Annotated in this window: 10 protein-coding genes; 5 read left to right on the forward strand and 5 right to left on the reverse strand. The window is 57.5% G+C overall.

All coding sequences use genetic code 11. From position 1 onward, the window contains the following. Positions 1 to 133: 133 nt before the first annotated feature. On the forward strand, positions 134 to 2,122 hold the full coding sequence (locus SH661x_RS04680) for a SulP family inorganic anion transporter (protein WP_437228492.1): 1,989 nt from the start codon (positions 134 to 136) through the stop codon (positions 2,120 to 2,122). A 106-nt stretch (positions 2,123 to 2,228) separates the two neighbouring features. Here the strand turns inward: SH661x_RS04680 and SH661x_RS04685 are convergent, their stop codons facing one another. Beyond that, positions 2,229 to 2,729, reverse strand: coding sequence for a hypothetical protein (locus SH661x_RS04685; RefSeq protein ID WP_437228494.1), 501 nt, complete (start codon positions 2,727 to 2,729; stop codon positions 2,229 to 2,231). A 432-nt stretch (positions 2,730 to 3,161) separates the two neighbouring features. Between SH661x_RS04685 and SH661x_RS04690 the strand changes: the two genes are divergently transcribed. After that, positions 3,162 to 4,421: an efflux RND transporter periplasmic adaptor subunit gene (locus tag SH661x_RS04690; RefSeq protein WP_437228496.1), complete on the forward strand. Its 1,260-nt coding sequence runs from the start codon at positions 3,162 to 3,164 to the stop codon at positions 4,419 to 4,421. A 57-nt stretch (positions 4,422 to 4,478) separates the two neighbouring features. Then, positions 4,479 to 7,646 (forward strand): efflux RND transporter permease subunit, encoded by a 3,168-nt coding sequence (locus tag SH661x_RS04695; protein WP_437228498.1) that lies wholly within the window; start codon positions 4,479 to 4,481, stop codon positions 7,644 to 7,646. 479 nt (positions 7,647 to 8,125) lie between these two features. Here the strand turns inward: SH661x_RS04695 and SH661x_RS04700 are convergent, their stop codons facing one another. The 3 genes from SH661x_RS04700 to SH661x_RS04710 all read right to left on the reverse strand — a co-directional run bounded on the left by SH661x_RS04700 (position 8,126) and on the right by SH661x_RS04710 (position 11,395). Next, positions 8,126 to 9,196 carry a linear amide C-N hydrolase gene (locus tag SH661x_RS04700; RefSeq protein ID WP_437228500.1) on the reverse strand — a complete coding sequence of 357 codons (1,071 nt, stop codon included), beginning with the start codon at positions 9,194 to 9,196 and terminating at the stop codon, positions 8,126 to 8,128. Positions 9,197 to 9,739: 543 nt separating this feature from the next. Next, the gene (locus SH661x_RS04705) at positions 9,740 to 10,465 is read right to left on the reverse strand and encodes a hypothetical protein (protein WP_437228502.1); all 726 of its coding nucleotides are present in this window, start codon (positions 10,463 to 10,465) and stop codon (positions 9,740 to 9,742) included. Between the two features lie 105 nt (positions 10,466 to 10,570). Then, positions 10,571 to 11,395 (reverse strand): OmpA/MotB family protein, encoded by an 825-nt coding sequence (locus SH661x_RS04710; protein ID WP_437228505.1) that lies wholly within the window; start codon positions 11,393 to 11,395, stop codon positions 10,571 to 10,573. Between the two features lie 636 nt (positions 11,396 to 12,031). Between SH661x_RS04710 and rpsD the strand changes: the two genes are divergently transcribed. Then, the gene (gene rpsD / locus SH661x_RS04715; RefSeq protein ID WP_437228507.1) at positions 12,032 to 12,637 is read left to right on the forward strand and encodes a 30S ribosomal protein S4; all 606 of its coding nucleotides are present in this window, start codon (positions 12,032 to 12,034) and stop codon (positions 12,635 to 12,637) included. A gap of 96 nt (positions 12,638 to 12,733) precedes the next feature. On the opposite strand, the gene SH661x_RS04720 is transcribed toward rpsD, so the two are convergent. After that, complete coding sequence (locus SH661x_RS04720; protein WP_437228509.1) at positions 12,734 to 13,477, reverse strand: hypothetical protein; 744 nt, start codon at positions 13,475 to 13,477, stop codon at positions 12,734 to 12,736. Between the two features lie 235 nt (positions 13,478 to 13,712). Here SH661x_RS04720 and mutY point away from each other — a divergent pair, with 235 nt between their 5' ends. Then, complete coding sequence (gene mutY, locus SH661x_RS04725; protein WP_437228511.1) at positions 13,713 to 14,861, forward strand: A/G-specific adenine glycosylase; 1,149 nt, start codon at positions 13,713 to 13,715, stop codon at positions 14,859 to 14,861. Positions 14,862 to 15,090 lie beyond the last annotated feature (229 nt).

Genomic DNA, 15,090 nt, shown 5'->3' on the forward strand with positions numbered 1-15,090 from the left:
GTTTCTGACTGAAATCGCCCGAGCGTCTTCCCGCACGCGGTGCAGGAGTGAGCTGCTCGCGCAAGGCGTGTGCGACAAATCAAATCCTCCTGCGACCCCAAGGTTGTAGTGACGGACTTCATGGAGAAGAGAAATGCAGGACGACCAGCAAAAACGGGGTCTGTCGCCAAAGATGTCGCAGACCTGGCAGCAGGATTTTCTGGCTTCAATCGTTGTTTTCCTGGTGGCATTGCCACTGTGTATGGGGATTGCCATCGCATCCGGAGCTCCCGCCAGTGCTGGACTGATGGGAGGAATTATCGGCGGTCTTGTCGTCGGGGCTCTTTCAGGCTGCCCACTGCAGGTGAGCGGCCCTGCTGCCGGCCTGACGACTGTGATGTTCGACGCCATTCATCGACACGGCCTGGATAAGCTCGGCCTGATCGTCATGATCGCCGGGATCATTCAGCTTGTCGGAGGCTGGCTGCGGGTCGGGCAATGGTTTCGAGCCGTTTCGCCTGCTGTGATTCGCGGAATGCTGGGAGGGATTGGTGTTCTCATCCTGGCCAGTCAGTTCCATGTGATGCTGGACGACGTCCCGCACGGAAGCGGAATTCGTGACTTGATTACCATTCCGCAGGCGATCCAGAAAGCCGCGCACATCCCGCAACTGTCCAGTCGCGACCTGCGACACGATTCGCGAATGGTGCTGCAGGATCTGGGGGAGTTGCATCGCCAGCAGGTCAATCTGAACGAGCAGGTGGCTGAAGAGGTTCCGCACCACCTGAATCGTCCGGAAGAGAAGACCGGGATTCTGGTGCAGTTTGTTCCTGAGCAGGAGGAGATTCGCGCCGGTCTGGAAGGGATCCTGACCCGCTCCAAAGAGCTGTTTCACGGCAACGAAGATAAACTGGCAAAGATTCAGGAATTCGGAAGCAGGGCAATTGCGTCCCAGCAGCTCAGCCTGAAAGACCTGCAGGAAGAGCAATGGTCGTTCATCGTTCCGGCTCAGGTCGAGGCGGAGCAATCGCTGGCAGCCTTGCAGACGGTGTTCAAGAATCATGATCTGGCTGCAGCTGTGGGGGTTCTTTCCATTGTCGTGCTGCTGCTCTGGGTGAAAATTGCCCGGGGGCCGCTGAAGGTGATTCCAGCCCCGTTGATGGCGGTGACGTTTGCCACCCTCGCTGCTGCACTGTGGCAGTTACCGATTCTTTACGTTGAAGTCCCGGACTCGCTGTGGGAAGAAATGCACTTGCTGCATTTTTCGTCGCTCTTCGATGTTGAGTGGCAGGGAATCCTGGTGACCGCCGTGACAATCGCGGTTCTGGCCAGTGCACAGACCCTGTTGACGGCGACTGCCGTTGACCAGCTGCACCATGGCGAACGTACAAATTACGACAAGGAGCTTTTCGCCCAGGGGGTGGGGAACTGCCTGTGCGGATTTGTGGGTGCGTTGCCATTGGCAGCGGTGATCGTTCGAAGCACGGCGAATATCGAAGCGGGAGGCAAGACTCGACTCTCTGCCATGCTGCACGGGTTGTGGATGCTTTTGATCGTGGCATTGCTGGGGACATGGCTGCGAATGATTCCGACTTCAGCTCTCGCGGCCATTCTCGTGTACACAGGCTACAAGCTGGTGGACTGGAAGGCTGTGAAGCAGTTCTCGGAATACGGATATGGAGAAGTGCTGGTGTATCTGGTGACATTGGTCACAGTTGTGTCTGTGGATCTCCTGGTGGGAGTGGTCGCGGGATTTGTGTGCGCTCTGGTGCTGCTTGCGTATCGCTTTTCGCGACTGCGAATCCGACTGGAAGGGCCTGATGATGTCGACCAGTATGTGGTCCGATTGGAAGGGGCTGCGACTTTTCTCAAGCTTCCCAAGCTCGCTGCAACTCTCGAAAAGCTTCCTCCTGGTCGTACGATCGAATTGAATGTGTCCCGGCTGCATTACATTGATCAGGCTTGTCTGGAGAGTCTGCGGTCGTGGGCAGGTCAGTATGAAGCGGGCGGCGGAGATGTGGTGACCAACTGGGCTCAGCTGGAGGCGTGGGCGCATGGCGGTCAGGGGGTCAGCCAGCGGGATCGTTCCAGTGTGCTCAAGGTGGCCGAGCCGAGTGAGGCCTCCGAGGTGGCTGCTGGCTGACACTGAATGCAGCAGCTTCGTCGGTCCTGTTCTTGTAAAACGAAGTGTCCCGAACCTTTGTGAGGTTCGGGACACTTTTTCTTTGGCCGCTATACGCACTGGACACTTAATACAGCGTCCAGCCGTTCAGGTTCTGGGGTGTCGAGAGCAGGGGGCTGTTCATCGACGGGCCCGTTCCGGTGAACATCGGGTTCCCCAGCAGGCCGGGCGAATTCTGGTTTCCATGATTGTGATGGTTCCAGTTTGGCTGACCCTGCTGAGTGTTATAAGGGGGAAGCAGGCCCCCTTGTCCCGGCTGCGTCAGCGGCCGGTTGGTTTGATACGGGAGCGGCCGTGGTGTCATTGGGTTGGGGTTGGTGAAAGTCTGTGAGTTGGGGAAGTAGGGTTGAGCAGTCCCCCAGTTCCCCTGATTCGTGGGAGGGGCAATCCCGGTGTTGCCATAGGTTGGCTGGCATTGGTTGTTGTAGCACGCTCCTGTGTTGCACGAGGTGGCCTGTGTGTTCCCGAAGACGGGAGAGAACAGCCCGGAGAGGATCCCTTGAGCGTGAGCAGCCGAAGAGATCATTCCGAAGGCAGCCAGAGCGGCGGTGATGCGAATTGTGTTCATGGTGAGTTCCTCAGTGTTTGAGATCAGTTGAGAGCACGGAAGTGTTCTCGACTTGACTCTATGCATGCCGTGTGCCAACTGCAGTTTTTGAAAACTGTGGATCGATGTAAGTACTTTCGGAAAGGTAAGAAGTGTTTGTTTTGGTGTCTGTGTGATGGCGCGTTTGTTGGTGGGGATGTTGTCGATTTGACAAATTGTCGGCGCGTGTTTGGAAGATGTTACAGGAGGTGTGTGTCGATTGGATTTACGGCACGTCGGCTCCTTTGGGTTCCAGGTCGCGATGGCCTCTCCGCTCAAGGCAGATCACACGCAGGAGAACCATGCTTATCACGGAAGATGATCATCACCGCGGGGTTAGGTCTTGACGGGAGAGAGAAATTCGGGATCGTTTAGAGAAGCGTGCTCTTGTCAGGAATTCAGCAGAGGAACTCCTTGAACATCTCGACCCGGTTTTGCTGCCTGTTGCTGGGATCACTCGTCGCCAGCGGTTGTCAACCACGCAATAATTTCGTTCCGCCTCCTCCGCCCAAAGTCACCGTCGCCACTCCCATCCTGCGGCCGGTGCAGGAGTACTTTGAAACGACCGGTCAGACCCGCGCTGTGCAGGAGGTGAATCTGCTGGCCCGCGTCGGGGGATATCTCGAAGAAATTCGGTTCAAAGATGGAGAGATGGTGCAGGCGGGCGACGTCCTGTTTGTCATCGATCAGAACACCTACCAGGCTGCGGTCGAATCTGCCAAAGCATCCCTGAAGCGGGCGGAAGCTCTACTGCGACTGGCTGAACAGCAACTGGTCCGCACCAAGACGCTCGCGAAAGAAAATGCAGCCACGGAGAGTTCCCTGGATATTCAGAATGCAGAACGGGATTCGAAGGAGGCGGACGTTGATGCTGCCAAAGCGGCCCTGCGGGAGGCGGAACTGAATCTCGGGTACACAGTCATTACCGCACCGTTCGCGGGGCGGATGGGACGGCATCTGGTTGATATCGGGAACCTCGTGATCGCCGGGCAAACGCCCTTGGCGTCGCTGGAGTCAGTCGATCCCATGCATGCCTACTTCACGTTGAGTGAAGCTGATCTGCTCCGCTTTACCGAGATGCAGAAGTCCGGACAGCTCAAGCCGATCACCGCTGCGGATCCGATCAAGCTGGATCTCGCGTTGGGCGACACACAGAACTTTCAGTTCCACGGACATCTGGATTTTCGGAAGTTCGGAATCAACCCGGAGACCGGAACCGCGGAACGTCGTGCCGTCTTCCCCAACAATCCGCCAGAGCTGATGCCCGGGCTGTTTGTGAGGCTGCGTGCCGAACTCGGTGAGCCTCATCCTTATCTGTTGGTCGATGAGCAGGCGGTGGGACGCGATCAGGGGGGCGACTTCCTGCTGATCGTCAATTCTGATAACAAAGTCGAAGCACGCAAAGTGAAGCTCGGGCCGCGTGACAAAGGCCTGCAGGCGATCGCCAGCGGAATCGAGGCCTCAGATCGCGTGGTCATTCAAGGACTGCAGCGGGCCCGCCCAGGAAGTACGGTCGATCCGACTCTGGTTCCCATGGACTCGCGTCTCAGCCAGCAAAAGGCCCCTGCATCGGCGGAGTCTGTTCCCGCCACGCCGTCACAGGGAGAAGGAGCACCCCAGGTCGAAACTCCGGTCAATCCGGGTGAGGAGAAGTCGGAGGCGCCCGCACCCTGACTCCGTGGGCCCGTTCGCATCGCTTGATTCCTCATGCTCTACCATCCGGATTGATTCATGCTTTCCAAGTTCTTTATTGATCGCCCGGTTTTTGCCAACGTCATTGCGATTGTGACGGTGCTGATTGGCGTGGTCGCTTTGTGGGGACTGCCGGTCGAACAGTATCCGGAAATCACTCCCCCCACGATTCGCGTCACAACCGTCTATCCCGGCGCGAATGCTCAGACGGTGGCCGACACGGTGGCTGCACCGATCGAACAGCAGGTCAACGGCGTGGAAAACATGCTGTACATGTCCTCCACAAGTTCCGGGGACGGCTCGTACTCGCTGACGGTCACATTCGACATCGGGACCGACCTGGATGAAGCACAGGTGCTGGTTCAGAATCGAACCGCCATTGCCGAGCCCCAGCTGCCGGAAGAAGTGCGTCGACAGGGGGTGATCGTCAAGAAGCAGTCCACCAGCATGATCCTGATCATCGCCCTTTACAGCGACAATCCCGAAATGGACACGCTGTACCTTTCGAACTACGCAACGCTGCGGCTGCGTGATGAACTCAGCCGCGTTCGCGGAGTGGGCGAAGTCACAGTGTTCGGAACCGCCAACTACAGCATGCGCATCTGGCTGGATGCCGAGAAGCTGAAGAGCCACCAGATGACCGCTGCCGACGTGATGGCGTCGCTTCAGGAGCAGAACGTGCAGGTCGCCGCCGGACAGGTGGGACAACCTCCATCCGACCAGGACATCCCGTTTCAGTATGCAGTGACTGTGCTGGGGCGATTGAGCGAGCCTTCGCAGTTTGAAAACATCATCGTGAAGTCCGGTGAAGGGACCAACCTTGTTTATCTGAAAGACGTCGCCCGCGTGGAACTCGGAGGCCAGTCCTACGACCAGTTCACCGAAAAAGAAGGACAGCCGAATGCGAACATCGGGATCTTCCAGCTGCCCGGAGCCAACGCTCTGCAGGTGGCCGATGATGTGAAGGCTGCCCTCAAACGTCTGAGCCAGCAGTTTCCCCAGGGGCTCCAATACAGCATTCCGCTCGACACGACGAAATTCGTCGAAGCGTCGATTCATGAAGTTTACAAGACGCTCTTCGAAGCGGGCATCCTCGTCTTGATCGTGATTCTCGTCTTCCTGCAGGACTGGCGGGCGGTGCTGATTCCAGCGACGACCGTGCCGGTGACTATCGTCGGGGCGTTCGCTGCGATGTACGCCCTCGGCTTTACCGTGAACATGCTGACACTCTTCGGGCTGGTGCTGGCGATCGGGATCGTTGTCGACGATGCCATTGTGGTGGTGGAGAACGCCGTCCATCACATTGAACGAGGGGAGCCCCCGCGGGAAGCAACGATCCGGGCCATGAGCGAAGTGCTCGGGCCGATTATCGGAATCACACTCGTGCTGCTGGCCGTGTTCATTCCCGCTGCCATGCTGGGAGGAATTACAGGCCAGCTCTACCGGCAGTTCGCACTGACCATCGCAGCCACAGCTCTCATCAGTGCCATCAACGCGGTGACGTTGAAACCAACGCAATGTGCCCTGTGGTTGCGGCCCGCCAGCAAGAAAAAGAAATGGTTCTTCTTCCGCTGGTTTGAAGCTGGTTACAGCCTTGTGGAACGGGCCTACACGGCGATCGTCCGGGTTCTGGTCCGCAATGTCATTCCCGGGTTTCTGGTCTTCGCGGTACTCCTTGCAATCACCGGCTGGTGGTACCTGCGACTGCCGACCGGATTCATTCCGACTGAAGATCAGGGATACATTCTCATCGCGGTGCAACTTCCGGACGCTGCATCACAGCAGCGGACGCGTGAAGTGATGGCGGATATTGACGCCCGTCTGGCGAAGGTGCCGGGACTGGCCGATCGCATTGCCATCGGAGGGCTCTCGCTGCTCGACAACGCGAGTGCCTCGAATGCAGGTACCTTCTTCGTCACGTTTCAGGACTTTGAAGAACGGGCCAAGGAAGGGATCACCCAGGAGGTGATTCTCGCAAACGTCGGCAAGGCACTCGCGTCTCTGCAGACAGCAGTGACGATTCCGTTCCCTCCACCGGCCATTCGCGGTCTGGGGGTTCGCAGCGGTTTCGAAATGATGATCGAGGACCGGCAGGGAGTCGGTCTGGATCAGCTGCAACTCGTCGTGCAGGAAATCGTCGAAGCTGCTAAAGGTCAAACCGGCCTCGCGGGAGTCGCCAGTACCTTCAGGCCCGGTGTGCCGCAGCTGTTCGCCGACGTGGACCGCGAAAAGGCCAAGGTCCTGGGCGTGCCGCTGGGGGTCGTCTTCAATACGCTGCAGGCGTATCTGGGATCGGCGTATGTGAATGACTTCAACAAGTTCGGGCGGACTTATCAGGTGCGTGTTCAGGCCGATCAGAAGTTCCGCGAAGAACCGTCCGACATCGACCGCCTGGAAGTTCGCAACAACAAAGGGCAGATGCTCCCGCTGGGAACGATCGTCACGGTGACCCGCTCCTTCGGTCCTCAGACCATCAACCGCTACAACCTGTATCCCTCCGCGACCATCTCCGGTGCCAATGCCGAAGGGTACAGCTCGGGAGATGCCCTGAGGATCATGGCCCAGATCGCCCAGCAGACACTGCCGCAGTCGATGGGGTACGAGTGGACCGGGATGGCGTATCAGGAAGAGCAGGTCGGCGGGGAATCGATCTACATTTTCGTGGTGGCAATTATCCTGGTCTATCTGGTGCTGGCAGCGCAGTACGAGAGCTGGATTCTTCCGATTGCGGTGATTCTGGTCGTGCCGCTGGGACTGCTGGGGGCTGTGATTGCTGTCTGGAGCCGCCACATGGACAATAATATCTATACCCAGATCGGGATCGTGCTGATCATCGCCCTCGCGAGCAAGAACGCCATTCTGATTGTTGAATTTGCCCGGGAGCTGCGCGCTCAGGGCAAGTCGATTCTGGATGCAGCGGTCCAAGCTTCTCAGATGCGTTTTCGTCCGATCCTGATGACCTCGTTCGCGTTCATCCTCGGCGTGGTTCCGCTCGTGCTGGCGGATGGAGCCGGAGCAGCCGGCCAGCGGGCGTTAGGCACGGCGGTCTTCGGAGGGATGCTGGCCTCCACGCTGCTGGCGATCTTCTTCATCCCGATCTTCTACGTGATCTTCCAATGGATCGACGAGAAGTTCCGCGGCGGCGTCCAGACTGTCCACGGCGGAGCGGTTGGAGTGGATGAAGGGCATGGAGCGAGTCAGGTGTAGAGAGAGCCCGGTCAGTGCAGCATCCCGGAAGTTGTCCTGACTCGATCGCGCGACCAAGGAAGCTGGCAACGCAACGGTGGAAGTTCATGCTGCAGGCGACACATGAACAGGACACACGAGTGTAACTCTTCGAAGATGCCACTCCGCCTACATCAATGGGGTTATGGTTGACGGTCAATCCGATACAGGATGGATGCGGATCCGATTGCAAGAACGCCTCCCGAGATAGGAATGATCAGCGAGGCAGTCTTCAGAGCACTTTGTGTGTCACGCGTGATTTTGGGCCCCTCGTCGCCAAATCCTTGTGCCCAAACGTTGATAAATCCTCCAAACGTACAGCAAAAGATCCCGATTCCCATTGCGATTTTGAGAAGTATCCGAGTGGTCGGCCTGGTGATCATTGGACAGATTCCTGCTGACAATGCAGTAAAACCAGCCCATGCAGCTTGCACCGCATGGGCTGGGATCGCTAACTCATTTTACTTCTTCCCGGCGTTCGACTGCAGGAATTCAAATGGCTTGGCCGGCTGGAATGCTGCTGCTGCGTTGCCGCTGTAGGTCTTCCCCCCCGACAGATCGAGCTTCTGGACTGTGTTTCCAGACTTCAGTGCAGGATCGTCCAGCGGGATCCAGAAGACGTTCGGGCTGGTGGCCGAATCGAAATACATGATCTTTCGCTTCTGATCATAAACCGTTCGCCAGATCGTGCTGGCAATGTTCGGCTGTCCCGGAGTGGTGATCCCCAGTGGGACCGAGACCGAACGGATCAGGCTGAAGACTGAGGCGATCGACTCTTTTTCGTCTGCTGTTTGAGGCAGAGCGGTCACGTAGAACGAAGCTCGCACAAATCGGTCGGCAGCCCGGTTCGTCCCCGGCAGCATGACCGATCCGCCAATTCGCTCCCAGTACGCGTTGAGCGTCAGCTGTTTGTCGTAGGTGGGAGAGTTCGTCATCACCTGACATTCCCGGCCGTGGTGAATCACCTGCTTCCCGTCGACATATTCAATGATCGCCGAATCCCCGCTGGGATCGGAGATGGAGAGGTGCCCCTGAGCCGGTTCGCCGTTCGGGAGGATTGGAGCGATAATGACGAACGGCTCTTTCTTCAGAGCTTCGACCGCCTCTGCAACAGTCGCGTAGTTATCGAGCACATACTGCCCCCAGGCAGCGATGTTCAGAGTCGGCTTGTCACCCGGCTCGCCATAGTTGGATTCGACAAGATACAGAGTGTTGGCGACCAGCCCCTGATCGTTCATGCCATCGACGGAGGCAGCCTCATAGAACGCACAGACGATACTGCCGTATTTACTGGTCCATTTGATGGAGTTGGCCCCGGCAGCTCCGTCACGCTGCATTCCTTTCGGAAACTTGTAGATGTTCGTTCCGGGATCTTCCATCCAGTCCATGGAGCGGGCGACGACGACCGTATTCTCCGGACCGAGATAAAGAGCCCGCGTGCACGCCTGCGTCAGCGCTGGAGCCAGCGCGACACCGGAAACGAGACAAGCCAGACCACCGAAAAGCTTCTTCGACAACCGACCCCTGATCATGACTTTTCCTTGAGAGAGAGGAAAGGACTTCATTGCGAGGCCGAGTGTAGCGAATCAGAACATGCTTGGTCAGTTGGCCCAGCCTCAAACTCTTCAGACTTTTCCAATCGTGGGACGATTTGAACGGTTCCCCAATATTGATCGTCGAGTTTGAGGTTCAGCTGACGACTGTCCGGAGACCACTCAAAGATTCGGGGTTGTCCACGAGCAGGTTGAGATGGAACGCCGTCAACGGACTCAACCGTGAAGCAAATGATGGGTCGATCCGACTGAATCTCTCTGATCGTGAACTTGTAAGGAGCAGTTTTGTAATCCTGACGCCAAACTTCCGCCCGAAAGCGACCATCAGGAGAGAGAAGATGCTGTCCTCCACCCAGGTACCATGTCGGCAGCAGGACGAAAATCACGAACCAAACTACGATTCCCACCAGTATCAACCGGATCAGCAGTTTGAACGCTCGCGACATCGCTGTGGCTCACCTTGTGACCAGGAACCGATCGTCAACCGTAGGACTCGGTTAAACTATAAGGGTTCAGTGCCAGCTATTCATCCACCAGTCGTTTCGGTGAGCCGGGATAACTGGCCAACTCGAATCCGTGTTTCCAGTGCCACAGCGGGCTGGCGACGTCACCCACCAGAAACGTGCTGACGAGCTGTGAGTACCCCAGCCGTTTCAACACGGATACCGACTCCCGCAACAGGACTTCGCCCAATCCGCGACGCTGCTTTTCCGGCGAGACGAAAATCCAGGTCAAATGCGGTTGGCCCCAGCGGTTTGCCACAGCGTCGTCAGGAGGAGTTTCAGTCCAGGCGTGATGGGTAAAATCGTGAACGTCGCCCGCGGGAATGAGTGTGATCAGGATCGCCGCCTGGAGTTCGCCGGTTTCTCTGTCAGCAAGCACCAGTGAGGCGGGAGCAACGATCGGGCCGTCTTCGCTGGAGTGAGTCCGTTTCAGGAGAGTGTTTGCGGCCTCCGTTCGCTGTTCATCCGACAGGAGCATGAGAGGAGGCGACTTCTGAAACGCCTGGGTAAACAGGGCAGGCAGTTTCGCCCAATCCTCTTTGTCGGCGGCCCTGCGTTCATACTCGGAGAAGAAACAGGTGAGCGCCGTGCCAGCGGGCTCCAGATTCAGAAACGGAGCATCATGAGCAAGAGAGAGCGTGCAATGGGCGAACCGTGGGTTCCCGGTGATCTGCAGGTGACCGTTACGGTATTCGTACCGATAAGCAGGATGTCGCGGGAGAGCGAGAAACTCTTCCCACGACATTGCGACTTGCAGTGTTCGAAAGAAATCGTTGAGCATATCGAGCGGTCAGCCATCAGCGGTCAGCGTGACTCATTCGCTCCACGCTAACCGCTCAACCCTCAACCCTCAACGCTTCACCCCGGGGTCTCGGCCGGCGATGGCCATGTCGGATGCCAGGACGAAGATCTCCACGCGGCGATTCTTCTGCTTGTTGGAGTCGTTGGTGTTCGGGGCAGCTGGCTGGAATTTGTTATAGCCAGCCACACCCAGTCGCGGTTCGGAGACTCCGTACTTCGCGAGCTGCCGCACAACAGCTGTCGCACGATGGGCGGAAAGTTCCCAGTTGGTCTCGTGTTTGGCCCGGGTGTCCGGCCGCACGATCGCTTCATCATCGGTGTGGCCGACGACCAGCACGTTGAACTGCCGGCTCTCCGCTTCATTCATGATCTTCGCGAATTCCTGCAGCACCCGCAGGCTTTCCGGACGAAGTTCATTGCTGCCCGAAGCGAACTCCATGTCGGCGGAGTAGCGGGCAATTCCGCTGATTGGATCGAACTCAAACTCTGGATGCCGACGGCACAGATCCTCGAACAGCTTGGCAGCTGCACTGTTGCCGGTCGGCCCGGGGGCTGGCAGCGATGTGAGCAGGTGCTTGTACTCTTCGTTGAGTTTCGACCGCTCCTGAGCCAGATTTCTCAGGCGTTCGTTGGAGATTCTCAGTTCGCCATCGAGCTGGGCGGCGCGGGTTTCCGCCTGTTGTTTTTCCATCGCGAGCTGGGCATTCAGGCTCTGGCTCTGAGCGAGCTGGCCGGAAAGTGCCTGACTCTGCTGATAGAACTGATAGCTCTTGAGCTGGGTCTGTCGCATCTGCCATTTCGGCACGCAGGCGTTGCAGCCAGTCAGGCTTCCCAAGGCGAGAACGGCGATCAGCTTTCGCATGTCCATGGACATCGAAGTGTTCCTGAAAAAAAGGATTGGCACAGGGGGAAAGGGGGCCTTTGAGTCCGCAAGTGGAACTCGTGGCCTGATTCGGGGCCTGGTCAGGGGGAGTCACGTTCAGAAATCCGGATCGATTTTGAATCCGTAGTCTGAGTGTCCCCGTCCCAGGATGTTTTGAAGGGAAGTTTGGTGGGTCCCAGCGACCGGCGAATGCGGCCGCTGGGTGAGTCTGGTTCTACGTGGAAATTTCTGGACTGAATAGATCTTTTACTCAAGTTCTGGCGGCGAGGGTTCGCAAAAGGCTGTTTGGTCCAGACTGTCGACGATCTGTGTGTTGTCGTAACGCGTGTGGTTTAAACACTTTGAGGTGCAGGTTTGGTCGCTTTGTAAGCTGGGAAGCAGAGCCGCGCAGGTTCGGCAGGATTAGCCGAATTTGAGGGTTTTGCCGGTAAAAGCTGCCGTTGAGCGGGCGGTGGACAGCCGGGTTCAGGGGGGACGGACCGATTTCCTTCGCGGACGTTTTCTGACGGTCGGTGACGCTTGACGGTGCGGGAGTCAATTGTCATCATCACGCGTTCCCCCCCACGTTGGGGGAGTTTGCGCATTGCATGCATCCAAACATCTGGACGTCATCAGGAAGCAGAGTCGATGGGTCGTTATACCGGACCGAAAGCGCGGATCAATCGCCGCCTCGGGTTTCAGATTTTCGAAAACGCAGGAGCAATCCGTGCGCTCGACAAAAAGGCCTATCCGCCAGGTATGGCTCAAAAACGCCGTAAGACCAGTATTTACGGCGAGGCTCTGACCGAGAAGCAGAAGATCAAGTACTATTACGGACTTCGCGAAAAGCATCTCCGCAAATACTTCGATCGTGCGAAGCGACTGAAAGGGAACACCGGAGAACACCTGATGGTTCTCTGTGAACGCCGTCTCGACAACGTCGTCCGCCGCGCCGGGTACACTCTGACCCGTCCGCAGGCTCGCCAGGGAATCGTGCATGGGCACTTCCTGGTCAATGGCCGCCGTGTCGACCGTCCCTCCTATCAGTGCACCGCCGGTGACGTCATCACCGTCAAGAATCGCGTGAACCTGAAGAAGCTGTACGCCGAAATGGGTTCCGGAGCCGATCAGAGCGCCAGCTGGATCAACTTCGACAAAGAAGATCTGAAGGCCATTGTCACCTCGCTGCCGACAGCAGACGACGTGAGCCTGCCCGTGGACGTGGGGGCCGTGGTCGCCTTCCTGTCCCGGTAATCAAGACAAGAGTCCATCAAGCGGTCGAGTCTCTCGACCGCTTTTTTTATGCGCTGCCGACTCGCGACTCAGACTTCTGAACTGCTCCGGCCCATATCAGCAGGTTGCGTCAATCTCACGCCCGGGATGCTGGCGGCGAAGCTGGTCGACTCCGGCTGTCGTCACCCTCGTGTTACGGATTTCCAGCCGTTCCAGTCGGCGAAACCTTCTCAGGATGTGGATCTGTCGGTCGGAGAAACCGGTTTCAGACAGGAACAGCCACTCCAGCGGAAGTCTCCGCAAGTCAGAAAGTCCTGCACCGGAAATTTTGGTCCGCTCCAGGTCCAGGCACCAGATGCGGCGACATCTTCGCAATTCACATAGACCTGAATCAGAAATCGCCGTTCTTCCCAGGTTGAGCATCTGCAGTCGACTCAAGGTTCCCAGCTGCAGCATCTCCCGATCGCCCATCGATGTCCCTTCCAACTCCAGAACCTGCAGCCCCTGCAGGTGCGTGATGGATTTCATCGCATCTGGAGAAATTTCAGTCTCGGACAAGTACAGCTCGTCGACCTTGTTCAGTTCGAGCAGGCTCGGAAGGTCTTGATCGCAAAAGGTTGTCCCCGTGAGATCGACGGCCCACCGGTGCGAAGTTCGATCCATGGCCAGCCGTCCTCCCAGTGAGAGCAGATGGTCGATGGCATCGGATCGCTCCATCTGCGGCCCTTCCACCCACATGAAACTGCCGCAGCGAGGGCAGACGGTATCGCCGACCGACGATGGAACCACACGAACGAGAGCCCGGCACACCTCGCACCGACGAGTCGGACCGTACGGCGGTTCCAGTGAACAGTATTTCATGGCAGTCGAGCCTATGGGTGACAGACGCGTCAGTTCAAGCTTGTCGCAATACTCCAGACTTCTGCTCCACGTCACTTCTATATCAAGGGCGTTGTCGAGTACGTCACACGGTCAACTGGACTTCTCCCGTTTAGGTTTGCGGGATGAAGTTGGTCTTCGTCTCTCTCCCAAGTCGTGAGTGCTTCCTATAACTTGCTGGCTGACCAAACTCCCTTTAACGAGTGACTGTGTCCCCATGAGTGACGCTCTCTTCGAGCCGTTTGACCGCCAGCGATGTCGATCACTGCGAACAACGCTCGAACGCTGGTACGCCCGTGAAGGGCGTGTGCTCCCGTGGCGGGAAACGTCTGATCCTTATCGTATCTGGATCAGCGAGATCATGCTGCAGCAGACGACCGTGAAAGCTGTCATCCCGTTTTACGAACGGTTTCTGTCGCGGTTTCCGAGCGTTCAGGACTTGGCGACAGCCAGCGAGGCCGAGGTTCTGAAATATTGGGAAGGGCTGGGATACTACAGTCGCGGACGCAATCTGCGCCTGGCGGCCCAGCGAATCTGCAGCGAGTCCGAAGGGCGGTTCCCCAGTGATCTCGATGCACTCCAGCGGTTGCCGGGGATCGGTCGTTACACTGCTGGTGCGATTCGGTCATTCGGTTTCAATCTGCCGGCACCCATTGTAGAGGCGAACACGCTACGACTTTATTGTCGCCTTCTCGGTTACACGGGTGACCCCCGCAGCCAGACAGGGCAGGGGATTCTCTGGACGTTTGCGGAGATGCTCCAGCCGCGTCAAAAGGCTGGCCATCTGAATCAGGCACTGATGGAACTGGGAAGCACCATCTGCACGCCGGCAGCGCCGAAGTGTGAAGACTGTCCGCTGACCGGCTATTGCGTGGCATTTCAAAGCGGTCAGCAGTCCACGATCCCCGTGAAACAGCAGCGGCCGGAAGTGACACAGGTGGTCGAGGCCACGATCGCCATTCGAGATGGAGAGAAGTGGCTGGTCCGTCAGAGAGCACCAGGAGAACGCTGGGCCGGGATGTGGGACTTTCCTCGCTTCCCCCTGGAAACACTTCAGCCTGCCGAGAAATTGACGAAGCGTTCGCTCAGCAGCGTCCTGCGGGAAGCAATGGATCGGCTGAAAGAGTTGTGCGACGTGGAAGTTCACAACATCGAAGAATCGATGCAGATTCGTCACAGCGTGACACGGTATCGAATTCGACTCCTGTGCCTGCAGGCTGAGTTGAATTCTCGAAGTCGTTCGTCCGGGGAACTGAAAGCCGGCCTGTGTTGGGTGTCACTTGATGAATTGAAGACGATGCCGATGCCGATCACCGGCCGACAGTTTGCTGAGCGGCTATCCGAAAAGCCGCAGACCCTGTTTTGAGTTCGTGCTGATTCCGTTGGCGATTGGTATTTCACCACAGAGATGCGGAGGCACGGAGCAACCGCGAATCACGCGAATCGTTCAGCGGCTCGGTTTCAATGCTGCACCTGACGTCCGGAGATGTCATGTACGGAGCTGCATTGAAATCAAAGCCACCGAAGAGCTCGAATCCGATTGGATGCGAGAACGGGATTCGCCTGATTCTCGCCATTCGCGGTTCACTCAATCC

Source organism: Planctomicrobium stercoris, assembly GCF_051465655.1.
In the GTDB taxonomy this organism is placed as follows: Bacteria; Planctomycetota; Planctomycetia; order Planctomycetales; family Planctomycetaceae; genus Planctomicrobium.